The 23,817-nt window shown below is 35.5% G+C and carries 25 protein-coding genes; 9 read left to right on the plus strand and 16 right to left on the minus strand.

Annotation, left to right across the window (positions count from 1 at the left end; all coding sequences use genetic code 11):
- Nucleotides 1-30: 30 nt before the first annotated feature.
- Nucleotides 31-726 (plus strand): TIGR00266 family protein, encoded by a 696-nt coding sequence (locus ID741_RS14980; protein WP_218325893.1) that lies wholly within the window; start codon nucleotides 31-33, stop codon nucleotides 724-726.
- Nucleotides 727-746: 20 nt separating this feature from the next.
- Here the strand turns inward: ID741_RS14980 and ID741_RS14985 are convergent, their stop codons facing one another.
- A complete protein-coding gene (locus tag ID741_RS14985) occupies nucleotides 747-1,925 on the minus strand; it encodes a serine aminopeptidase domain-containing protein (RefSeq protein ID WP_218325892.1) in 1,179 nt (392 codons plus the stop codon).
- A gap of 75 nt (nucleotides 1,926-2,000) precedes the next feature.
- Between ID741_RS14985 and ID741_RS14990 the strand changes: the two genes are divergently transcribed.
- The 4 genes from ID741_RS14990 (at nucleotide 2,001) to ID741_RS15005 (ending at nucleotide 4,430) form a co-directional block, all read left to right on the plus strand.
- A complete protein-coding gene (locus tag ID741_RS14990; RefSeq protein WP_218325891.1) occupies nucleotides 2,001-2,363 on the plus strand; it encodes a winged helix-turn-helix transcriptional regulator in 363 nt (120 codons plus the stop codon).
- 15 nt (nucleotides 2,364-2,378) lie between these two features.
- The gene (locus tag ID741_RS14995) at nucleotides 2,379-2,942 is read left to right on the plus strand and encodes a YdeI/OmpD-associated family protein (RefSeq protein WP_218325890.1); all 564 of its coding nucleotides are present in this window, start codon (nucleotides 2,379-2,381) and stop codon (nucleotides 2,940-2,942) included.
- 126 nt (nucleotides 2,943-3,068) lie between these two features.
- A complete protein-coding gene (locus ID741_RS15000; protein ID WP_218325889.1) occupies nucleotides 3,069-3,914 on the plus strand; it encodes a sialate O-acetylesterase in 846 nt (281 codons plus the stop codon).
- Nucleotides 3,915-3,926: 12 nt separating this feature from the next.
- Nucleotides 3,927-4,430 (plus strand): flavodoxin domain-containing protein, encoded by a 504-nt coding sequence (locus ID741_RS15005; protein ID WP_218325888.1) that lies wholly within the window; start codon nucleotides 3,927-3,929, stop codon nucleotides 4,428-4,430.
- A 22-nt stretch (nucleotides 4,431-4,452) separates the two neighbouring features.
- Here ID741_RS15005 and ID741_RS15010 read toward each other — a convergent pair whose 3' ends face one another.
- From ID741_RS15010 to ID741_RS15055, 10 genes are all read right to left on the minus strand, one after another.
- Nucleotides 4,453-5,307, minus strand: coding sequence for an alpha/beta fold hydrolase (locus tag ID741_RS15010; RefSeq protein ID WP_218325887.1), 855 nt, complete (start codon nucleotides 5,305-5,307; stop codon nucleotides 4,453-4,455).
- Between the two features lie 92 nt (nucleotides 5,308-5,399).
- Complete coding sequence (locus ID741_RS15015; RefSeq protein WP_438720553.1) at nucleotides 5,400-5,990, minus strand: ATP-dependent Clp protease proteolytic subunit; 591 nt, start codon at nucleotides 5,988-5,990, stop codon at nucleotides 5,400-5,402.
- 91 nt (nucleotides 5,991-6,081) lie between these two features.
- Nucleotides 6,082-6,624, minus strand: a complete 543-nt coding sequence (gene hxlB, locus ID741_RS15020) for a 6-phospho-3-hexuloisomerase (protein WP_218325885.1) — start codon at nucleotides 6,622-6,624, stop codon at nucleotides 6,082-6,084.
- Entirely contained in the window at nucleotides 6,621-7,247 is a 627-nt protein-coding gene (locus ID741_RS15025; protein WP_438720554.1) for an orotidine 5'-phosphate decarboxylase / HUMPS family protein, read from the minus strand. The genes hxlB and ID741_RS15025 overlap by 4 nt, the downstream gene beginning before the upstream one ends.
- A 12-nt stretch (nucleotides 7,248-7,259) precedes the next feature.
- Nucleotides 7,260-8,213, minus strand: a complete 954-nt coding sequence (locus ID741_RS15030) for a sugar kinase (RefSeq protein WP_218325883.1) — start codon at nucleotides 8,211-8,213, stop codon at nucleotides 7,260-7,262.
- 23 nt (nucleotides 8,214-8,236) lie between these two features.
- A complete protein-coding gene (locus ID741_RS15035) occupies nucleotides 8,237-9,508 on the minus strand; it encodes a gluconate:proton symporter (RefSeq protein ID WP_438720555.1) in 1,272 nt (423 codons plus the stop codon).
- A gap of 12 nt (nucleotides 9,509-9,520) precedes the next feature.
- Nucleotides 9,521-9,763, minus strand: a complete 243-nt coding sequence (locus ID741_RS15040; RefSeq protein WP_218325881.1) for a hypothetical protein — start codon at nucleotides 9,761-9,763, stop codon at nucleotides 9,521-9,523.
- Between the two features lie 2 nt (nucleotides 9,764-9,765).
- Nucleotides 9,766-10,500, minus strand: coding sequence for a sugar phosphate isomerase/epimerase family protein (locus ID741_RS15045; RefSeq protein ID WP_218325880.1), 735 nt, complete (start codon nucleotides 10,498-10,500; stop codon nucleotides 9,766-9,768).
- Nucleotides 10,501-10,723: 223 nt separating this feature from the next.
- Nucleotides 10,724-11,725 (minus strand): LacI family DNA-binding transcriptional regulator, encoded by a 1,002-nt coding sequence (locus tag ID741_RS15050; RefSeq protein ID WP_343214718.1) that lies wholly within the window; start codon nucleotides 11,723-11,725, stop codon nucleotides 10,724-10,726.
- Between the two features lie 119 nt (nucleotides 11,726-11,844).
- The gene (locus ID741_RS15055) at nucleotides 11,845-12,252 is read right to left on the minus strand and encodes a pyridoxamine 5'-phosphate oxidase family protein (RefSeq protein ID WP_218325878.1); all 408 of its coding nucleotides are present in this window, start codon (nucleotides 12,250-12,252) and stop codon (nucleotides 11,845-11,847) included.
- A 186-nt stretch (nucleotides 12,253-12,438) separates the two neighbouring features.
- Here ID741_RS15055 and ID741_RS15060 point away from each other — a divergent pair, with 186 nt between their 5' ends.
- Nucleotides 12,439-12,747 (plus strand): DUF960 family protein, encoded by a 309-nt coding sequence (locus tag ID741_RS15060; protein WP_218325877.1) that lies wholly within the window; start codon nucleotides 12,439-12,441, stop codon nucleotides 12,745-12,747.
- A gap of 6 nt (nucleotides 12,748-12,753) precedes the next feature.
- Here the strand turns inward: ID741_RS15060 and ID741_RS15065 are convergent, their stop codons facing one another.
- Nucleotides 12,754-13,554, minus strand: a complete 801-nt coding sequence (locus ID741_RS15065) for an AraC family transcriptional regulator (protein WP_438720557.1) — start codon at nucleotides 13,552-13,554, stop codon at nucleotides 12,754-12,756.
- 87 nt (nucleotides 13,555-13,641) lie between these two features.
- On the opposite strand from ID741_RS15065, the gene ID741_RS15070 reads away from it, so the two are divergent.
- A complete protein-coding gene (locus tag ID741_RS15070) occupies nucleotides 13,642-15,816 on the plus strand; it encodes an alpha-galactosidase (protein WP_438720558.1) in 2,175 nt (724 codons plus the stop codon).
- Nucleotides 15,817-15,853: 37 nt separating this feature from the next.
- Here ID741_RS15070 and ID741_RS15075 read toward each other — a convergent pair whose 3' ends face one another.
- Together ID741_RS15075 and ID741_RS15080 are read right to left on the minus strand one after the other, a co-directional pair.
- Nucleotides 15,854-17,452: a glycoside hydrolase family 13 protein gene (locus tag ID741_RS15075; RefSeq protein WP_218325874.1), complete on the minus strand. Its 1,599-nt coding sequence runs from the start codon at nucleotides 17,450-17,452 to the stop codon at nucleotides 15,854-15,856.
- Nucleotides 17,442-19,397, minus strand: coding sequence for a sucrose-specific PTS transporter subunit IIBC (locus ID741_RS15080; protein ID WP_438720560.1), 1,956 nt, complete (start codon nucleotides 19,395-19,397; stop codon nucleotides 17,442-17,444). Before ID741_RS15080 ends, ID741_RS15075 begins: the two co-directional genes overlap by 11 nt.
- A gap of 228 nt (nucleotides 19,398-19,625) precedes the next feature.
- On the opposite strand from ID741_RS15080, the gene ID741_RS15085 reads away from it, so the two are divergent.
- Nucleotides 19,626-21,110 carry a sucrose-6-phosphate hydrolase gene (locus tag ID741_RS15085; RefSeq protein WP_438720561.1) on the plus strand — a complete coding sequence of 495 codons (1,485 nt, stop codon included), beginning with the start codon at nucleotides 19,626-19,628 and terminating at the stop codon, nucleotides 21,108-21,110.
- Between the two features lie 9 nt (nucleotides 21,111-21,119).
- Complete coding sequence (locus tag ID741_RS15090; RefSeq protein ID WP_438720562.1) at nucleotides 21,120-22,103, plus strand: LacI family DNA-binding transcriptional regulator; 984 nt, start codon at nucleotides 21,120-21,122, stop codon at nucleotides 22,101-22,103.
- Between the two features lie 73 nt (nucleotides 22,104-22,176).
- Here ID741_RS15090 and ID741_RS15095 read toward each other — a convergent pair whose 3' ends face one another.
- Both ID741_RS15095 and ID741_RS15100 read right to left on the minus strand, forming a co-directional pair.
- Nucleotides 22,177-22,872 carry an ABC transporter permease gene (locus tag ID741_RS15095; RefSeq protein ID WP_218325870.1) on the minus strand — a complete coding sequence of 232 codons (696 nt, stop codon included), beginning with the start codon at nucleotides 22,870-22,872 and terminating at the stop codon, nucleotides 22,177-22,179.
- Nucleotides 22,872-23,792: an ABC transporter ATP-binding protein gene (locus ID741_RS15100; protein ID WP_218325869.1), complete on the minus strand. Its 921-nt coding sequence runs from the start codon at nucleotides 23,790-23,792 to the stop codon at nucleotides 22,872-22,874. The genes ID741_RS15095 and ID741_RS15100 overlap by 1 nt, the downstream gene beginning before the upstream one ends.
- Nucleotides 23,793-23,817 lie beyond the last annotated feature (25 nt).

Genomic DNA, 23,817 nt, shown 5'->3' on the forward strand with positions numbered 1-23,817 from the left:
ACAGCAATAAATGAAAAAAGGAGTGTTGTTATGAAGTATGAGATTTCCGAGAGTGCTTTTGCCCCGATTGCAAAAATTGAATTAGCACAAAATGAACAAATTCGAATTGAACCAGGGGCGATGGTTTACGAACTTGGTGAGATTGAATTGGAAGGCTCCATGAATGCCAATGGAAAAAAAGGGTTAGGTGGCGCTCTATCTGCAATTGGCCGTTCTGTATCTAGTGGTGAGAGTTTCTTTATTAGTACTGCGACGGGAATATCAGCAACTTCTACGATTGCAATCGCTCCTGGAACGCCCGGTAAAATTATTCCTTTAGATGTTGGACAAGAACATTGGCGTTTAAATACTGGTGCATTTTTAGCTAGTGAACAATCGGTTAGTTACAATATGAAACGTCAAAAATTATCTGGCGCTCTTTTAGGAGGAACGGGTGGATTGTTTGTCATGGAAACTGCTGGAAGTGGTGTTATCTTAGTTTCAGCTTTTGGTGATCTAGAAAAAATTCAAGTCACTCCAGACGCACCAGTGATTGTTGACAATCAGCATGTTATCGCCTGGACTAGTTCTTTAGATTATAATATTCGAGTGGCCTCAGGTATGTTTGGTTTTAAAACTGGTGAAGGAATCGTGAACGAATTTCACGGCAATGGCACAATTTATATTCAGACACGAAATGTTCAAGCCTTTGCGACCCAAATGGCGGGATTTTCTAGTAATTCATAATAAAAACGACCCTAAAAAGTTTAGCTTTTTAGGGTTTCTTCATCTAACCATTGAAATAATTGATCATTGCTATCATAAGCAGCGCCATTTTGACAATGCAAATCTGCCGAAAAATCCTGTTTATCAAACAAGATCAAGCGCTTATTTTTTGCGGGAATTTTCTGATAGAAATTCCTCCCTAATTGATAATCATAATAATTTTCGTTTTTAGCTAGAAAAATAAGACAATCCGTTGTTAATCTTTTATAAGCGATTTCTTCATTAAACCGACTAGTCACCTTTAATAATTCATTTAGTGAGTCTGCGCCAAAAACCCACTTAGCATGCGTTACCTGCCAATTTAAAAAGCTATTACTAGCAATATACTGGCTACAAATTTTTTCTAAAAACAGTGGGAAGCCTGTATCTAAATACTTATGCAAAAATTTAGGTAATGATTTCTGAAAGCTGGCTAACATTGAAGGAAAATAATTATATAAAATAACTTTATCAAATAAATTCTGATTTGAACTGGCTGCTCTTGCCAAGAGGAGTCCCCCTAAAGAAATTCCAACACCAATACGCAATCCCTTCAAGCCTATCTCTTTTTCGTAAAAATTTATGACTACTTCAGCTACTTGATCCCAATTTTCATCAAAAACCAGCTGATGCTCGCGAATGACATTTGATTGACCAGGCCCTTCATAAAGAACCACATCGAACCCCTGTGCCAAAGTTGAAACTACATTTGTGAAATACAATTCTTCTAGTAAGGCATCAAATCCACCACAAATATAAAAGGTACCACGTGATTCTTTCGTTGTTTGGAAAAAAACTGTTCTAAATTTTCCGACTTGATATCTTTGATAAGAGATTTTTTTTAAATCCAAAGCTTGATAAAATAAAGAAACCGATTGTTGATAGGCTGTCAATTTCCTAGGATCTTGTGGTGACAAGAAAAATTCAGCCGCTTGGTAATAGCGACTCGCTCGTAAATACGCATTTCCGCAGCTTTCTGTGGAATGAAATTGCTGTCCTCTTTGCTGTAATTTTTCTGCAAAATTAGACCATTCCTGATACCAAGATTCATTATTTCTAGGATTGATTTTTTCCGCTACAGTTGCTACTTCGCCGTAATCGGCACCACCATTTGGGATATACCACATCAATCGAGTGGTCTCAAATTCAAAGGCAAAATTTTTAAAAAAATGGTTTTTCATTGGCTTCCTCACTTTATGCTATACTTTAAGCTATTATAAGAAAACTATTTTTTTTTAGAAAGAGGTTACCTGAAGGTGCAAAATGATAACCAAAATTTAGCTGACGAAATGCTTCTAAGAGAATTGGCCCTACCACTTATTGGAAAATGGGTTCCCTTTATTTTATTGTCATTGGCCCAGAGAGCCCATAATTTTTCTGAATTACATCGAACAATGACCGGTGTTTCTCGCAAAGTTTTGACTGAAAATTTAAACAATTTACAAGCCTCTGGACTAATCAGCAAAATCGGAGAAACTGCTACTGGTTTTCCTGTCACCTATCAATTAACACCTTTAGGAGAAAGTAGCTTAGTTATTTTGAGAACTGTAAAAATCTGGCTACGCCAAAATCAAGAGGCAATTATAAGTAATCGAGAGCAATTTGAAAAAACTCATTAAGAAAGGAAGATTTTTATGACACAACCAGTACACTTTGAAGCTAAAAGTGATTTTCATCAATGGCTTACAGAAAATCACCAAACTAATTCAGGCATTTGGCTACTTTTTTCAAAAGATGCGACCTTCACAACTTTAAAAGCTAGTGAAGCTTTAGAGGAAGCCTTGTGTCACGGCTGGATTGATGGTGTCATGAAAAAAATTGACGAACATTCCTATATGAAATATTTCGCTCCACGTCGCAAAAATAGTCGTTGGTCGGAAAAGAACAAAAAAATTGTTCAAAAATTAATAGATCAAGATTTAGTCACTGAATTTGGGCTACAAAAAATCAGTGAAGCCAAAGCAAATGGACAATGGGATCAAGCTGTCAAACCCTCTGCTATCACTCCTGAACAAATAGAAACAGTCGCTGATTTATTAAAAGAAAATGCCCTAGCCTATCAAAACTTTCAAACTATGTCTCCCTCAGTGCAAAAAACTTACACTCGCGCTTATTTCGATGCCAAAACCGATAAAGGACGCGACAGTCGCTTAAAATGGATGACTGAACGTTTAATAAAAAATTTGAAGCCGATGTAAAAATACTGTTTTACTTTCTCTATGATAAAAATATTTATTCTCAATTTCTTAGTGAGATCTTCGATTGTTTGACGCTTATCATTAAGTCTTCTAAAATAAAAAAGATAATGAATGAAGGAGAATAGGATGAAATCATTTTTATTAGTTGGACAATCAAATATGGCTGGACGCGGATTTATTCACACCGTACCGCCTATCTATAATGAAAAAATTCAAATGCTAAGGAATGGACGCTTTCAAATGATGGCAGAACCGATTCATTCTGATCGTGAAGTAGCTGGGATTGGATTGGCGGCTAGTTTTGCGCAAGCTTATAGTTTTGCGCATCCCGATGAAACTATCGGCTTAATCCCTTGCGCTGAAGGTGGTAGTAGTATAGCTGAATGGTCACCAGAAGGGGTTTTGTTTCGTCACGCTGTCAAGGAAGCAAAATTTGCGCAAGAAACCAGTGAGATTATTGGTATTTTATGGCATCAAGGGGAAAATGATAGCTTAAATCAGCTTTATAAAAGTTATGAGGGAAAACTACGGGAGGTTTTTGCTGCTTTCCGTGAAGTGTTAGATTTACCTGATGTTCCAATAATTATCGGCGAATTACCGAATTTTTTAGGTAAAACTGGCTTCGGCCAACAGGCTATTGAATATCATGAAATCAATCAAATTTTGCGAAAAATCGCTTATACGGACGAGCATTTTTATTTTGTTACCGCCAAAGGACTATCGGCAAATCCTGATGGTATCCATCTTGATGCCTTGTCTCAAAGAAAATTTGGTTTGCGTTATTATGAAGCTTTCGCTAACCAACAAGACCAGTTGATCCCTTTAGAAAATGAAGACCAAAAAGTTTCACTTCTTTATCAAAAAGATCGAACAGCCACTGAAGCCATTTACCTTGCCAGTAAAAAATTTGCCCTTGGACAGATAGACTATCCTGCATTTTCACAAGAAATTGCCCCTTATCTACCGAAATAAAGGAGGAAAATAATGGAAAAAATCATTATTTACGCAACTAGATATGGTACTGCAAAAAAATACGCAAACTATTTAGCTGAAAGACTTAATCTACCACTATTCTCTATTGAAGAAATTACCGAGGCACAATTAAAAGGTCATACAGTTATTTTTATCAGTGCTGTATATGCTGGTAGTTTAATGCATTTAAAAGATTTATTAAAAGTAAGCGATCCGCAACAAGAAGTTCAAATTTTAACCGTTGGACTAACTGACCCAGAGAATCAAGAAAAAATCCAAGAAATTTTTAACTTGGCTCAACAAAATGCTAACGGTAAACGGCTGGTCTTTTTAGGTCATCTACCGGGAGCTTTAACCTATGATCAGTTAAGTTTTCTACACAAAACCTTTATCAAAGGAATTCATGCCACCAGTAAAAATAAAAGTGAAGTATCTGATGAAGTTAAACTATTACGAGATGTCTATAAAAGTTCATTAGATTTTGTTGATTTTTCTCGCTTAGACCAGCTAACTTAAAATAAAAAAACTGAGGTAAGCTTTAGCTTATCTCAGTAATAAATGATTCAATTTCTTCTGCAATTTCCTCTGGCCGTTCTCCATGCACATAATGACCACAATCTAGCAGTAAGTATTTACTTGTTTCAAACTGAGCCAAATAGGCGATTAAAGTGGGTCGCCAATCTTCTTTTAATCCTATCTCCTTACCATCAGAAATAAAATAATAGACTGGAATATCTTTTGGCACCTCACCTTTTTGACAGATTGCCACATTTTCTCTCACTGTCAAGACTTCATTTATTACATCTGACGAGAACAATGATTCCTTATAACAATCTACATAGCGCTGAAAATCTTCTGACGATAAACTAGTACCACGTTTTTTCCAGACATTTTTCGCAACTAATTTCATAAAAGGTCGATGAACACCTAAATTGATTAAAGTCTTTGAAATCTTTAAATTCGTCTTAGAAGGAATTTTTAATTTCTCATACGCAGCAGGAACAGCTGGATCTAAACCAATGATTGCTTGTACTTCCGTTGGATACTTCTGTCCCCAATACAATGCTTCCAATCCAGACATCGAGTGAGGCACTAAAATAAATGGTGCTTGAATATTTGCCAAATGTAAAGCTTCGCGGCTTTCTTCTAACATTGTAGCTAAATCTCGCGAAACAGTTGTCGCTTCACTCCAACCATAGCCAGCTTTTTCAATCACGACAATGCGATATTTTTTGGCTAGTATTTGCCACAGCGGTTTAAAGTCAATAGTTGGCGCGGCCGTGCCAGAACCAGCCATAAAAACAAAGGTCTTGTCTCCATCTCCTGCAGTGAAGATATGCATTTGATGTTGATTGACGGTAACCATTTTCCCAGGATGAATTGTCTTTGTCATATGTATTTATTAGAACCTCCATTTTTTTATTATTTTATCACATTCAAAGATAAAAAAAGTCACAAAACAATAAAGTTTCGCGACTTGATGGTTTATTTAACTTGGTCAGATGATTTAATCACTTTTTTGACAATCCCATATTTCTTTGCTTCATCTACAGATAACCAAAAATTACGATCTGTATCTTCGGCAACTTTTTCATAAGTTTGACCAGTTGCTTCAGCAATCAAATGATTGATTCTTTCACGGGTTCTGATGATTTCTCGGGCTTCAATTTCAATTTCAGTCTGTTGACCTTGTACGCCGCCCATCGGTTGATGAATCATGTAACGCGTGTTTGGTAAACTAAAACGATTTTTCTTTTCAGCACCTAAATAAATTGTAATTCCTGCGCTGGCTACCCAACCAGTACCAACCATTTTAACTTCTGGTTTGATAAATTTAATCATATCATGAATAGTATCGCCAGATTCCACATGACCACCTTGACTATTAATATAAATCGTAATTGGATCATCACTTAAAGCACTTAGTAAAAGTAATTGAGATGTCACTTCTTTGGCTAAGTCTTGCGTAATTTCTCCATAAATTAAGATTGTTCGTTGTTCCAACATTTTCTTTTTATAAATTTCGGAAATATCTGTTTTTGTTTCTTCATTTTCTTCTTCTGCTAAATAAAACATACTAGGACCTTCTTTCTCTTTCCTTTAAGTATAACAAATGTTTTAAAAATGTAAAAAAATCACTACGAAGAATCCCGTAGTGATCAAAAAATTATTCTACATTTACATGTTCATGCAAGGCATCAGCATTTGATGTATCGTCTCGTTTAGCCAATTTCAAAGTTAACGCATCTAACGTAATATGGACAGTTTGATCGAATAATGAAGACAACAATTGGACTGATTTCACTCCGGAACCAGTTTTCGTCGCTCCAGGAACAATAATTACTTTGTCCGCTAATTTTGCCAAAGGTGAGGCTGGTTCAGACGTTAGTACAACTATGTCCAAGCCTAGTTTTTTCGCAGCTTCTGTATCGGCAACGATACTTTTCGTCGTACCCGATCCAGAAATAGCCACCCAAGTATCCCCTTTTTGAATCGAAGGTGTAATTGTTTCCCCCATTACATAATCGGTATAACCAATGTGCATCAAGCGCATCGCAAAACCTTTTCCTTGGAAACCACTGCGACCAGCACCAATCACAAAAATTCGTTTGTCTTTTTGAAATAATGTTAATGCATCATCGATTTGGCTTTCATCAACTAGCGCCATCACTTCATTGATTTCATCCATAATTGTTTTTATTGTACTCATGCTTTTAGCCCCTCCATAAATTCTTTAACCGCTGCAGCAGGATCGCTGGCTTTACTAATTTTAGAACCAACGATGACAATTTCGATTAATCCTTGTGTCGCTAGAGCCTTTGTTTGCGCCAAATCAATGCCCCCAGCAATTGCCAAGCGTTTGATTTCTGGAAATTTCTCATGAAAATGAGCAACATTTCCTACTGCATCTTGTTTATCCACACGATCTACCGAATGATGTAACGCATAAATAGCATGTTCAAATTCAAGAATTTCAGCAATTTTTTCCTCGCTGACTTCTAATAAATCAATCATCATAGTTTTACCGGCTTCTTCAGCGACTTGATAAGTTGCTCGTAAAGTATCTAAAGACGCCGCACCCATCACTGTTAAAATATCACCACCATATTTAAAACCTTGACGAAACTCATAAGCACCTTCATCAATGGTTTTTAAATCCACTAATAGTTCTGTATTAGGTAAAGCTTCCCTCAATTGGGTCATCGCTTCAATACCGTAATCTTTCACTAAAGAAGTACCCATCTCCACAATATCTGTTTTTCCATCAAGTTGTAGCGCTAAAGCTACCGCATCCTCTAAAGAGACACGATCGATTGCTGCTTGTAATTTCATACTTACACGACCTTATTTATTTTTTGCTAAAAAATCTGCTAATTCTTCTGGTGTTGGATAACCGTCATTATCTCCAGGAGCTTGAACAGCCATTGCACCAACAGCATTGGCACGAATTACAGCATCTTTCAAGGATTCTCCTTCAATTAAAGCCGTAATTAATCCTGCCGCAAAACCATCACCGGCACCCACAGTATCTACCACATGATCTACTTTAAAACCTGGCACAGTAAAACTAGTCCCATCCTTTTGTTTGATATATGCGCCATCAGTTCCTAATTTAACAATCACCGTTTGAGTCGCTTCACCATTTGCCAAATAAAAATCAGCAATCGTCTCAGGATCTCTTGAACCAACTAAAATTTCACCTTCATTAATACCAGGTAAAACAATTTCAGCATGACTAGCTAAATCGTTGATTGTTTCCACCATATGCTCTTGACTTGACCAAAGCTGTGGACGCAAATTTGGATCAAAGGTAGTCCGAACATGATTTTTTTCTAATAGCGTAATTAAATGGCGGAAAGCATCTAAGGCTTCTTCTGAAATTGCTGGAAAAATACCGGACAAATGGGCCATTTTCACATCGGAAAAATCAATTGTATCTAAAACGGCTTTATCAAAATGCGCTGCCGCTGATCCTTTACGAAAATAGAAAATACTTGGATCGCCATCACTGACGCGGTCTTTTAATTGGAAAGCCGTCCAATATTCATCAGTTTCATCAATATAATCTGTGCCAATATTATTTTCTGCTAACTGATCGACAATAAAATCACCAAAAGGATCTTTTCCAAGCCGAGTAATGTATTGTGTACTATGACCAAGTCGGGAAACACCAACAGTCACATTTACTTCTGCGCCAGCCAAATATTTTTGGAAATTACTGGCATCTTTCAAACTTTTATCAACCTCTGTCGATCCAAACAATGCAATTGGTTCACCAATCGTTAAAAACTCACTCATAATAATACCTCTTTTCAAATTTTTTATAAAAGAATATATGCTGCAACTAAGTTAAATGCCGTAGCTAACCAAGCCCAAGGCAATCCGGTTAGTAAAAATGTCTTAGTATCTAATTCTGAATATTGAACCGCCCACAAGTTCCAAGATTGGGTAATATCGGCTGAAACACCCATCATTGAAGGAACTACAAGTAAACCATACAAGAAATATTGATTGAACATCCCGGTACCAACTAAAATTGCTGCAGTTGCCGCACCAGCACCATAAAGCATCAATGGTCCACGGAAGTAAGCTAGTGGTGCAATAATCAAAATAATAATGACTAAAACTAGTTTGCTGTCAGGAATGATACTTTGGAAGACTGAGGTGAAGCCTGACATTGCATGAACAGCCGCTGATTGGAACATAGTTAAAACAAACAACATGATTAATAAACCAGCAATATCTGAAATCGCATGTTTGGCTGTTTCATTCATCATATTGACAAAACCTTTGTAAGTTTTCATATTTCCTGTGGCAAGGAAAGCAATAATAATTGAAATCAACAAGGCAGGAACCGCATCCCATTTTGCAAAAATACTTAATGCAACTGGTAAGACTGGTAAAATATAAGTCCAAACTGCAACTTCACGTACTTCTTCAACTGTCTCACTTTCAACAATAAATGGTTTACCGTTGCGAATTTTTTTGGCATTAAATAGTATAAATAAAATCACGATTACCATTTGAACCGCCATTGCAACAAAACCAAAACGTTGGTAATGAGCGCCCCAAGCAACTTTTGGGAAGAAAACTTGGAATTGAACGAACAAGACATTGTTTACATACATTGCTGCCCCGATTGATAAAGTAAAAACAGAAACGGCAATATTTTTAGGTACACCAATTGAAAACATAATCGGAAATAAAATTACCCCAACAGCAATTGCAGAGCCCACACCGTATGAACTAGTAAAAATCAAAGCAATTACTAAAGCGATTAAAACCGTTGCTAAAACCGGACTCTTTTTACCAACTTTTTCTGTTCGGCGAGAAATACTTCCAGCAATTCCGGTATCAACTAAAACTCGACCAAACCAAGAACCAAAAATAATATAGGAGGCCGTTTTCCCGTAATTTAAAACAGGCTCTGTAAAAATTTCTTTGACTGCTACATTAAATGGTACTAAACCAATGATGGTCCACAAAACCGCCATTACGAAGAAACCAACTGTTAAGTTTCCGCCTTTCATAGCGTAGACGACAAAGATAATAAATGTTAATGCTAATAATAATCCAGTAATAATACTACCCAACGCTGCCACCTCCTAATATTGGTTTAGTTCACTTAAAATTTTTTGATAAGTCGACATTGGTTTACCGGTTTCTTCATTAAAGAAATCATTTTCTAGATTATTAAATCTTTGAGCTAAATAATATGCTGAAAGATAACCCGCCAATGCTTCTTTTGCTGCTGCTTCGGTTTTTTTAGTTGAAAAATCGATCGTTAAACTATCCATAAAATGATAAGCAAATTTTTCTGGATCAATTTTAGTTTGTTGATCTTGCATGATTACTCCTCCTCTAAAAGATTCTTCGCTTCAAGAATTTGATCATTTGCAGTAGTTGGATATTCAATGGCAACCGGAACATCTTGAGGTAAAATTGCTAAAATTTCCCGCCAGTTTAAAACGCCGTGATCTAAAAATTCAGCTTGTGGTTTATCATCAAGATAAGAGACATCTTTTACATGAATATAGCGAACATAATCTTTTAATTTTTCTGCTGCTTCTTTTTCATCTAAACCTTCGCCAACAAAACGCCAATTACCTAAATCATACACGTAACCAACATTAATATCGGCTTTACAAATAGCTTTCATAAATGTCTCAATCGCTTCAATTGTTCCACTGGTTAAAGTTTGGTCGTTTTCAATATTAATTGCTACTGGTGAACCGGTTAACATATGAAGTTCTTCTAAAGATGATTCTTCTGTAAAATCACCAATATTCCATTTAATATGTTTGATGCCAGTATCTTCTGCTTCTTTTAAATACCCTGATAATTTGGGATTTATTTTTCCATCAACAAAAACTTCATCTGGTACACTATAAAATAATTCAACATTATTTTCTGCAGCTACCTTTTTCACTTCAGGTAATTCAATAGCTAAATCATTAAAATATTCGCGACGAACTTCTACTTTGTTAAAACCTAGATCAACAGCTTCCTTTATTAATTCACTTTGCTTGGTACCGTTTGCAACTTTATCAGCATAGACTAAAAAATTTAAGACTAAATCTCTCATATTCTTCCATCCCTTTCTTTTCTCATAAACTTTATGGATTCATAGTAAACCGGTTCCCTAAATTTGTCAAACGCTTTCATTTAAAAAAACAAAAAATTTGGCCAGAAAAAAACTGCGAGCTTTGGAAACCGGTTCCCCTCGCAGTAAAATTATTTTTTAAATAACGTTGATATTTTATCGTTTTTCGTTTCTGATTTAAAATATTTTTTCGATGAATAATCATTTAGATTGAATTTCGCCAGCGCAATTTGGCAGGTACAATGGTTTCTTCTTTAATTGTTTCTCCATTTTTTAAGTAATCAATCATCTTTTGAGCAGCCACTTCACCAATTTTTTGTGACTGTTGTTCAATGCTAGTTACTCCTGGTCCTACTAAAGCAGTAATCTTCCAATCATCAAAACCAGTGATTCCTAAATCGTCAGGAATAATAATTTTTTCTTCTGCTAAAATAGTTAAAAGTTCCATCAAGACCCGTCCATTAGAAGCAAATAATAACGTTTTTTTACTATTCTTCACCATTTTTAAGACTATCGATCGTAAATCTAAGCTTTCAGTAACCTCCACTAATTGGACTGTTTTCCCTGCAGATTCGGTCATTTCTTTGACTGTATTATAACGAACTTCTCTAGTAGTAACTTCAGCGATAGGTTCTGTAACTACGACAATTTGTTGATAGTCTTTCTTAAAAACTTCAGTAAGGACATTTACTACCGAAGCATGATTATTCGTTACAACTGCTGGACATAGATCTGGTTCGATTCGCCGGTCAACCAGAAGTAAAGGTAAACGACGGTCTAACAGAAATTGATATTGTTTGGCATAGCGACTACAAGGTTGTAAAATAATCCCTTCTACCCCTTGATCCAATAATTTTTGAATCAATTCGTGTTCTCTTTCAATCGAATTAGCTGAATCAACAATCACCATTTGATAATTATTTTTCGCTAATACGTCTCCTACACCTTTTAACAGTAAAGAGGCATACATATTAGAAATATCAGCCACCACTACACCAATCAAGAAACTATGTTTTGATTTTAAAGCTTGGGCTTGTCGACTTGGACGATAATCTAAATCTTTTATGACTTTTTCAATTCGATGTTTGGTTTCTTGACTCATATTGCCATAATGGCCATTTAAAAAACGAGAGATTGTTGTTTTTGAAACATCTGCCAGCTCTGCTACTTGCTTGATTGTTACTTTTTTCATGACAGCCTCCCTTATTCGTAATATTTATCTTTAATTATCATAAATATATTTACATCTTTAAATTTATGACATTCATTAATAAATAGCAAGACGAAATCAAAAAAACCAGACAAAGTTGTCAGGTTTAGCCTTAACTATCTCGTCATATCCATGAAATGGGCTTGACGGTTTTTATAATGTTTGACCGCCAGAGTTTCAAAAGTAGCAATTACCGGATTAGGATATTTTAACCCTTTTTGAAAATCATTTAGTTTTTCAGCAGCTAACTCTTCATAAGCAGTCATTTCTTCAATAATAAAAAATCCTTTTAGCGCTATACTTTCGTGATTATCCGAATCAACCACAAATAATGTACCGGCATGATCTCGAGAAATATTCTTTGCCGTTTGACCATCTCCGTTAATATAGAATTTGAAATAATAATGATCTCTTCGTTCAATTGGACTCGAGACAGCGATCAAATGGGGAAATTGACCATCGTCTGTTGTAGCTAAAGTAAATGCATCAGCCTTTTGTAATAATTCTTCAATTTCGTTATTCATAATGGGGACTCCTTCTCGTTTTGACAACCTAAGATTAACAAAATTTATAGGCTAACCTCAAAGAAACAGCTCGTTTTTGGCAATCATTTTTTTCTCATTTTATATTTTTTTTGATACTCAAAATAATTACTTAGCATCTATTAAAAAAACTGGTATCATAAGAATAACAATAAGGAGGTAGCTGCAATGTTCGAACAAAATAAACCAATCCGCAGTGAAATATCTGAAGACATTATCCCAAAACAAATCCAACTTGAATTATGGAATATGATTTTTAGACGCCAGCAAAAAGGCATGACCTTGGTCTCACCGCAACGTTTTAATTTTTTTAAAGACCCAGTACATCAAACTTTAAGTGTGGTTCATTCTCAAGCTGAGCCGGCTTTTTCTGATAATGTAACAGCACCTTATATCCCAGAATTTGCCAATATAAACTTTCCAAGTAGAGTTTATATTCATGATATGGGTAACGAGATGGTGCTAAAACTCGACTAAAGCAGATTAATCTGCTTTTTTTATTTGCTTACAGGCAATATATTCTGTCGGACTAAGGCCCATTTCTTTCTTAAATACCTTAGAAAAATAATTACTGCTGGAAAAGCCAACTGCTTCAGCAATTTGATAAATCGTTTGCTTTCCCCATAATAATTCTAGACTTTTTAAAATTCGTACTTTGCGTAAATAAGCCATGGGTGTATCTTGATAAGCCGCTTCAAAGGTCTTGATTAATCGGTATTTTGATTCCTCAAAAATAATTTCTAAATGATCTAAACTTAAATCCGTTTGATAATGCTGATCTAAATACTGTCTCAATTTCTCAGCTTGAGGATTGGCGCTCTGCATTTGTTTTGCTACCTCAGCTTTAATCATCAAAAGAAATTCAAAGGCTATTCGGGCATTTTGATACAAATCTATTTCTTCATTTTTCAAGTAATCGACCATGCTAAATAATTTATTCTGGAATTCTATACTGGCAGTTTTTACAACTACACTAGATTGTTCTACCCATTGCCGCATAATTGGTGTTAATTCCAAATAGATAAATTGCCAATTTTCACCAGTATAACTACTTTTACTGGGAATCTCAGTCAAGAAAAAATCCCCAGTCTGTTGAGCAAAAACTTGTCCTCCACTTTTAAAATTACCTGAACCAGATAGAGTAAATTGAAAAACAATCAGATGATCTTTCCGTTGATTGCTATCCCAAAAATAATCGGGACTCCCTTGACCCACACCTAATCCTATTATCAATGGTAAATTTTCGTGATTTAAATAGTTGAATCGTCGTTGGAAATTTTGCAATTTATTACCCTCTCTTCAATTTCTTATTCTTGTTTTCACTCAGATTATCTTTTACTCTTAGTATATAATAAATAAAGGAGCCTTAATATGCCAATAATATTTGATCAAGAAAAAGGATTTTTCCACTTGAAAAACTCAGAGATTAGTTACATTATCGGTTTAGAAAAAAACAAATATATTACCCATCGTTACTACGGACCAGTCTTATCTTCCTATGCTGGTAGTAATCAATTACAAATGATTGACCGTGGTTTTGCTACTAACCCTGATAGCCAAGAACGCACTTTTTCTTTAAATGCTTTACCATTAGAAACAAGCTCTCAAGGAAATGGCGACCACCGTATCAGCAATTATCAAATTCGTAATCACTTCGGGCAAAACGTCACTAATTTTATCTATTACACTCATGAAATTACTGAAGGAAAAAAAATACTACCTAGTTTACCCAGTCTTCGTGGGAACAATGTAACTACACTAGCGATTACCTTAAAGGACCACAACCAAAATTTGTTAATGACTTTAACTTATAATTTATATGAAAATTATCCAGTTATTACCCGAAATGTTCATTTTGAGAATCAAGGATACGAAACTGTTTATTTAGAAAATGCCGGTTCCCTTTTAATTGATTTTCCCAGTACCGATTATGAACTCGTAACCTTGAATGGTTCTCACACTTGTGAAGCCAATATTGCACGGCAAAAATTACATCCTGGTATTCAAAAAATCGAAAGTAGTCGGGGAACAAGTAGTCCACAACATCAGCCGTTTTTGGCTTTAGTAAATCCAGAAACTACTGAAACTTCTGGTCCAGTTTTTGCTTTCCACTTCGTTTATAGCGGTAACTTTGTGGCTCAAGTAGAAGTGGAGCAATACGGCTCTAGTCGTTTACAGATGGGAATCAACCCAGATAATTTCGAATGGCAACTACAACCAAAGGCTATATTCCAGACGCCTGAAGTTGTTATGAATTATAGTCAACGAGGATTTAACCAGATGTCTCAAACCTTCCATCAAATTTATCAAAAGGAGTTAATTCCAACCGGTTTTATTAACAAAGAACGTCCAATTTTATTAAATACTTGGGAGGCCAATTATTTTGAATTTGCTGAAACGGCTTTATTAGAACAAGCACAAAAAGCTAAAGATTTGGGAATCGAATTATTTGTCTTAGATGACGGTTGGTTTGGTAAGCGAGATGATTCTTCCAGCTCTTTAGGTGATTGGCAGACTGATTTAAATAAGTTACCTCATGGATTGAAGGATTTATCTGAAAAAATTCATGCATTAGGGATGCAGTTTGGTCTATGGTTTGAACCAGAAATGATTTCAAAAAACAGTGATTTATTTCGTGCTCATCCTGATTGGGCCTTGCAAGTTCAGAATTATCCCATGACTGAAGGTCGGCGACAATTGGTTTTAGATTTAAGTCGTGAAGAGATTCAAGATTATCTGGTCCACGTCCTTAGTCAGCATTTAGAAGAAGCAAAAATTGATTATGTAAAATGGGATATGAACCGTCATTTAACTGAGATTGGAAATGTTATCTTGCCTCCTGAACAACAAAAAGAGCTTTCCCATCGCTATGTGTTAGGACTTTATCGTATTTTAGCAAAATTAACTCAAAAGTTTCCATCGGTTTTATTTGAAAATTGCTCCAGCGGTGGTGGTCGTTTCGATCCTGGCATGATGGCATATATGCCGCAAACTTGGACTAGTGATAACTCAGACGCTCTTTGCCGGTCAATTATTCAATATGGTTATAGCTATCTTTATCCTCCAATCATGTTAGGCGCCCATGTTTCTGATGTGCCAAATCATCAAGTTGGACGGATAACACCATTAAATACCCGGGGATTGATTGCTATGAGCGGTAACTTTGGTTATGAATTAGATTTAGCTAAACAAACAGAAACTGATTTAATAGAAATAAGTCAGCAAGTTGCATTTTATAAAGAACATCGAAAATTATTACAATTCGGCGAGTTTTATCGTTTACAAGCGCCTGATAAAAATTTTGCCAGTGCTTGGTTATTTAAGAACCAAACAGAAGTATTAGTAATCTACTCTAATGGTTTAGCACAACCTGCTGTTCCGATTCACTATGTAAAAATGATTTATCTAGACAATCATGCCAATTATCAGGAATTAGCATCAGGTGAACAATTTAGTGGCAGTGAATTAAATCATGCGGGTATGTTAATTCCCCGCATCAAAGAAGACTTTGCGACGGTTATGTATCATTTTAAGAAAGTTGATTAAACAAAAGACTATGCCGAATAAAGGCATAGTCTTTTATTTACTTGATACGAACAGCAAAAGCTTCATAAGGTTTCAAGTCTTCACTGATTTGCTCTTGATAATTAGTGATCAACCATTCGCGTACTTCAGGTTTAAAATTTAATTTGTACGATTGTTTTTCAGCAGAAAAATTAACAACAACTAAAATTTTATCGTTATTCAGTTCCCTCAAATAGGCTAAAACTTGGAGGTTTCCAGTTTCAACAACTTGATAGCTCCCTGAGATAATTGTCTCTTCACTTTTGCGTAGTTGAATCAATTTCTGATAAGTATAAAATAATGATTCAGGATCTGCTAAACTATCAGCGACATTAATTTCTGTTGCATCTCCAACCGGTAACCATGGCGTTCCCGTCGTGAATCCTGCATTAGAGCTACTATCCCATTGCATTGGATGACGCGCATTATCTCGGCCTTTAGCATTAATTGAGTCTAGTAGTTCAGCATTAGTGTATCCTGCAGCCAATCTTTCTTGATACATTCGCCGGCTTTCAATATCGTCTACTTCACTAATATCAGTGACGGGATGATTAATCATGCCAATTTCTTCGCCTTGATAGATATACGGCGTTCCTTGCATGAAATGTAAATAGATAGCCAGCATCTTCCCGCTTAGAATACGAAAATTCTGATCATCACCCCAACGAGAAATGATTCTTGGCAAATCATGATTATTCCAAAATAAAGAATTCCAGCCTTTACCAGCTAATTCGATTTGCCATTTCGACAAAACCTGATGTAATTCTTGCGGATCTAATTTTTTTAAATCCCATTTACGCTTTCCAGCTTGTTTATCTAAACCTATTTGTTCAAACTGAAAAACCATTGACAACTCTTGGCGTTCTTCACCGGAGTATAATTGAGCAATCTCAGGAGTAGCACCCCATGTTTCTCCGACAGTCACCACATCATAGTGTCCAAAAGTTTTTTGGTTCATTTCTTGCAGTAATTCATGTAGACGGGGACCATTTTTGGTAATTTCTTGATCTGGTTCTTTTCCAATCAAATCAATCACATCTAAACGAAAGCCGCCAATCCCTTTATTTAACCAAAAATTCATCATATCCCAAATTGCTTGACGCATATTTTTATTTTCCCAATTTAGATCTGGTTGTTTAATTGAATGCAAATGTAAATAATATTGATCCAATTGTGGTACATACTCCCAAGCCGAACCACCGAAATTTGAAACTATTTGATTTGGTTGGTTGCGCCAGACATAAAAATCATAGTATGGACTCTCAGGACCTTTTAATGCTGATTGAAACCATGGATGCTCATCCGAAGTATGATTCACCACTAAATCCATTATAATTTTTATATTGCGCTTATTCGCTTCAGAGATTAACAGATCCATCGTTTCCATCGTGCCATATTCCGAACCAATTTTCTGATAATCACTAATATCATATCCATTATCGTCATTGGGTGACTGATAAACTGGACTAAGCCATATTGCATCAATCCCCAGTTTCTTTAAGTAATCTAATCGGCTGATGATACCTGCTAAATCACCGATGCCGTCTCCATTGCTATCTTGAAAACTGCGAGGATATATTTGATAAATGACGGCTTTTTTCCACCAATTAGTCTTCATAAGCTTCACTCACTGCTAAGATGTCTGTTCCTGCAGTTACCGTTTGATGATCTATTACTGCAACTTCTCCATAAGCCATCGTATTTGTAATAATAAGCATGACAGTATCGTCATAACCTTCGTTAAGGATTTTTTCGCGATCAAAAGTTCCTAAAATATCACCTTTTTTAACTAATTCGCCTTGTTTACGGGAGCTAGTAAAATATTTTCCATTTAAATTAACAGTATCTAAACCAATGTGAATTAAGATTTCTGCCCCTTTTTCACTAGTCATACCATAAGCATGACGTGAATCATAAGCCACTGTCAATTGACCATCTACTGGAGCATAAATCGTATTATCATCAGGTTTAATCGCCACACCTTGTCCCATCATCTCAGTCGAAAAGACTGGATCATTTACATCTTTTAATGCAACAACTTGACCACTAACAACTGCCGCAATGGTTTCATCTTTTGGTAAGTCATTCTTTTCTGGACTTTCATTGATTTCAACCGCTGCTGTATCCGTTACTTCATCGGTTACCAAATCGTTCATTTTGTTACGACCATAAAAGAAAGTTAAAGCAAAACCACAACTTAAACTAATCAAAATTCCTAGCATAAAGAACGGAATTGATTTTGGTGCGATTGAAATAAAGCCGATGACACTAGCTGGTCCCATCGCAACTGATAAAACATGGAAAAATCCAATAACTGCACAAGCGATTCCTGATGCAATCATGCCACAAATAAATGGAAATTTTAATTTTAAGTTCACGCCGAAAATTGCTGGTTCAGTAATTCCTAATAAAGCAGAGATACTTGCTGAAGAAGCCAATGATTTTTGTTTTTGATTTTTAGTCAAAAAGAAAATTGCTAAGGCTGCGCCACCTTGTGCCACATTTGCCATTGAAGCGACTGGGAAAATGAATGACCCACCTGTTCTAGCGACATCAGCCAATAACGTAGTCTCAATCGCAGGAAAACTTTGATGCAGACCCGTGATTACAATCGGTGAATAGAATAAACCAAATATACCTAACCCAGCTGCACCTGTTGTATCATATAACCAAACCAAGCCATTCGTTAAACCGTCAGAAACTCCACGCATTACTGGGCCAACAATGATAAAAGTTAAAAATCCTGTGATAATAAGAGCCAGCATTGGAGTAAAAGTAAAATCAAAAGCATTAGGAATTTTCTTATGGAAGAATTTTTCTAAAGTGGCTAAAATCCAAGCAACTACCAAGACTGGTAGGACTGAACCTTGATAACCCGCTTGTGCCACATCTAAGCCAAGCAAATGCCAATAATTCATTGTCCCGTCGGCAATCGCATTTGCTACCCCATAACCATTAATTAAGTCTGGCATAACCATAACCATCCCCATCGCAGCACCTAGATAAGGATTACCACCGAAGCGTCGAGTTGCCGAGAAGCCAACCAAAATTGGTAAAAAGGCAAAAGGAGCGGAAGCCATTAAATTAATAATACTAGCAAAATCAGTTACTGCTGGAAACATTTCTACAACTGATTGTGGACCAAATAATCCAGCTGACGTTAATACATTATTGATGGCCATTAACAAACCACCAGCTACTAACGCTGGTACTATCGGCACAAAAATATCTGATAATACTTTTATTCCTGCCATAATAGGATTCATTTTTTTGCCATCAGCCGCAACCGCTTTTAAATCTTCAGTCGAAGCTTCGCCAACATTGGCAATTTTGACAAAATTTTTATAGACAAAATCAACATCCCCAGGGCCAATAATAATCTGATACTGACCATTCGCTAAAAATGTCCCCTTAATATCATCATTATTATCTAATGCCTCTTGATCAATCGCAGTGGTATCTTTTAAAACTAAACGCAAGCGTGTTGCGCAATGCGCCGCGGCTTGGACATTGTCTTTTCCTAAAGCTTGAATAATCTCTTCTGCAACCTTTTTGTGATTCATTTATTATCCTCCTTAAAATGAAACCGTTTTTCTTAACCAGAGTATTACATTTTTTCAGATAATTGTCAAACGTTTATCAAAAATATTTTATGAAAATATTAAAATAATTATAGCTTCTTTGTTTAAAAGGATTAGAAGACGAATTTAAAATTGATTAACGTTTGACATTTTTACAGTTTACAATTAAGATACCTATTAAGAAGACGCTTACTTAAAAGGAGAAAAATCATGGATTTAATAAAAAAATGGACCACTGATTTACGTTACTTACCTTATCAACAATGGTCAGATTCTTATTTAGAAACATTAACCACGACTGTGCATCAATCAAAATGGCGTTTAAATTATCATATCCAACCAATCACTGGTTTATTAAATGATCCCAACGGCTTCTCTTATTTTAATGGGAAATGGCATTTATTTTATCAAGCTTATCCGATGGGACCAGTTCATGGTTTGAAATCATGGTATCATGTAACATCTGATAATTTAGTTGATTGGCAGAATGAAGACTTAGCATTAGTTCCTGACAATCCATATGATAGTCATGGGGTTTATTCTGGTTCTGGAATAGCGATCGATGATCAATTATTTTTAGTCTACACCGGTAATGTTCGTGATAATCAATGGCAACGCTCAAGCTATCAAATGGGCGCTTGGCTTAATCAAGAAAATCAAATCAAGAAAATTGAGCAGCCTTTGATTTTACAAGAACCTGGGTATAATGATCATTTTCGTGATCCGCAAATTTTTCTAAATGAAGAAAGCTATTATATTTTGCTAGGGGCCCAAGATGCCGATTTAAATGGTAAAATCCTAACCTATCGTTCTGATGATTTAATGAATTGGCAGCTACTTGGTGAGCTGAATTTTACTGATAAAGAAATGGGTTTTATGATTGAGTGTCCCAACTTAATTTTTACTGATGATCATGCAGTATTGCTATTTTGTCCGCAAGGAATTGATCACGAGCAACTAAATTATCAAAATATTTATCCAAATACCTATGTGATTGCTGACGCATTTGATAGTGAAAATAATCAATTAACCAATACGAGTGACTTGAAAAACCTGGATGAAGGTTTTGATGTCTATGCAACACAAGCCTATAATGCACCTGATGGACGTGCTTTGTCAGTTAGCTGGGTTGGATTACCTGAGATTTCCTATCCTTCTGATCAAGATGGTTGGGCGCATGTTTTAAGTATGATTAAAGAAATCTCAGTGGAAAACCAGCAACTTGTACAAAAACCTGTTGCCGAAATGAAAGAGTTAAGATTAGAAAATACTCCTCTAGCTGGATCGTTATCTTCCAAAGCAGTTTTTTTAAAGAAAAATGTTTTATCACAATATGAACTGAATTTAGTCATTAACGAACAGACTCAAGGGGAATTAACTTTATTTGCAGATGAAACAGGACATGGATTTACCCTCCTTTTTGACACTCAAAATGGTACAATGACCATAAATCGTGAAAAAGTTGGTATTCCTTTTGCGGAAGAATATGGTCAAGAACGGCGCTTTACAATTGATAAAGGTCCGTTGGAGTTACAGATATTCGTTGATACAAGTTTGATTGAAATTTTTGTAAATGGTGGCAAACAAGTGGCGACAGCTCGTGTTTTTCCAACACAAACAACAACTGATTTGTTATTATCAGCAAAACAAGGAACTTTTTCCGGAAATTTTTGGACACTCCGTTCAATGAAATAAGGAGTCATTATGGCAATTAAATTAACAGACGTAGCAAAAAAAGCCGGTGTTTCGCCGACAACAGTTTCTCGCGTGATTAATAATTATGGCTCACTCAGCAAAAAAACAATTGATAAAGTAAATGTTGCCATGAAGGAGCTAAATTATCAGCCGAATTCTTTAGCCCGCTCTCTACAAGGAAAAAATACGCAACTCATCGGCGTCATTTTCCCAACTGTTGCAAATCCATTTTATGGCGAATTGGTTGAAAAAATCGAATCAAAATTATTTGAGCTAGGCTACAAGACAATCTTATGTGATAGTGCAAATAATAAAGAAAAAGAGCGTAATTATTTAAACATGTTGGCTGCAAATAAAGTCGACGGAATTATTGCTGGAGCGCATAATTTAGGTATTCAAGAATATGAAAATATCGAATTGCCGATTGTTTCTTTCGATCGCTTTTTAGCGGCTGGGATTCCAATTGTTAGTAGTGATAATTTTCAAGGTGGCTACTTAGCAACGGAAAATCTTTACTTGCACGGTGGACGAAACATTGCGATTTTAACAGGTTCACAAGAATCAGATTCCCCTACCAATGATCGTTTACAAGGTTATTTAAAATTTATTGAAGAGAAAAATCTAGCACCGCAAATTTTTCAATTTCATACCAAAGCACGATCTAGCGCCTTAAAAAATATTGAGATAAAAAAAATTCTTTCTCAAGAGGAAATTGATAGCATTTTTTGTACCGACGATTTGACTGCCATTTTAGTCCATAATATCTGCCAAGAATTAGCCATTAAAATTCCAGAGGAAATGAGAATTATCGGCTATGATGGAACAAAATTTATTCAAAATTATTTCCCAGTTCTTTCTACGATCGCACAACCAATGAGTGATTTTGCAGATTTATTAGTAGATTTAATGCTACAACGAATTGAAAATCCTGAAAAAGAATTAGAACAAAATTATTCCTTACCAGTAAAATTAATTCAAGGAAAAACAACCTAAAAAAACGTTGATACGTTATACAGCCTCCAAAAGATAATTCTTTTATGGAGGCTGCATTCCTTATCAACGTTTTTTAGACGGCTTCACGATTAACATTTTTAATACTAAGTAGAACAATGCCACAACCAATCAGCGAAAAAATGACCATCGCTAAGACATTAGAAGATAGACGATTGCCAGTCGATCCCAAATTACCATTTACCACTAGGCCGATCACAACTGCTGTGACAATTGTTGCTGTACTTGATTTGGTCTTCAAGCCCACCCATAAACAAGTCATACTTGTCGCTATCGTGGCAACCATTAAAATAGCAGAAACTATCAAAAAGTCTAATATTTTTTGATTACTTACAGTGCCATCTATAAATTGTGTTTGATTGACGAAGATGGTCATAGCAAAAGTCAAAATAATTTGGCTAGCAAAATCAAGAATAAATGCTAGCAGAATAACTAAGCTTAATTTACTCATTAAAATCTTCTTTTTAGCAATCGGATATAAAAATAAATTTGCAATTGTTCCTCGTTCATATTCTTTTGTAATAATATTCGCCACTAAAATTCCTACAAAAATCGTACAGATCAAACGAATGAAAATACCACTCATTTCTAGGTATGAATCCCCATTTGGATACAATAAACTTATTTCACTTGGCTCTAAGAAAAATAATGGTGAGACAATAAAGATAAAACTAGCGATTGTTGTAATGGCAATCCCCACAATATATTTCATTAGCGGTACTCTTTTTAATTCTAATCTCATTAATCGCATCATTTTTTCTCCCCTTGATTCATTAATCTTAAAAAATAATCTTCCAAATCGCCTGTTTGTTCTTTAATACTAAAAAGCTGAACTTGGTGATGAATTAAGGTTTCCATGATGTGCTGCTGCGTAATGTGACTATCGTATACTCGAATGGTTTGCTCATCAATCACTTTAAAATTAGTAATGGCCAATTCTTCATCTAATAATGAGGCTGTTTTTTCCAGCTGATCTACCTGAATTTCAATATATTTTTTTGATTCTTCTGCAATTTCCTGTAAACTCATTTGTTTTACTAGTCGACCGTGATCAATAAATCCGATTACGTCACACAGCGATTCAATTTCTGAAATAATATGACTAGAAATAAAGATTGTTGTGCCAAATTCACGATTGATTTGTAAGAGTAGCTCCCGAATTTCTTTAATTCCAAAAGGGTCTAATCCGTTGATTGGTTCGTCTAAAATTAAGAGCTCTGGTTCATTAATTAACGCTCTAGCGATAGCTAAACGCTGTTTCATTCCTAAAGAAAGTTCTTTCGCTCTTTTGTCTTTAACGGCATATAAATCGACTAGTTTTAGTTTTTCCTCAATTTTCTTTTGGTCATAGATACCTAAATATTCAGCCTGCAACATTAGATTTTCAACTACCGTTAATTTGTCATAAAATACCGGGATTTCAATAATACTACCGATGTAACGTAGATATTCATAAGATTTTTCGTTTACTGCTTGATTTAATACCTCAATGCTACCAGTATCTGGATGTAAAAGATTTAGTAACATTTTCATTAAAGTCGTTTTTCCTGCGCCATTGGGACCTAAAAATCCATAAATTGTGCCTTGATCGACAGTTAGACTAATATTATCTAAAATTTTTTGTTGTTTCATCGTATAAGAAAGCTCAGTAATTTGAAATGCTTGTTTCATTTTGTTTCCCCCTCATCTCTTGCTT

This window comes from Enterococcus sp. AZ103, from assembly GCF_051714685.1.
Taxonomy (GTDB): domain Bacteria; phylum Bacillota; class Bacilli; order Lactobacillales; family Enterococcaceae; genus Enterococcus_A; species Enterococcus_A alishanensis.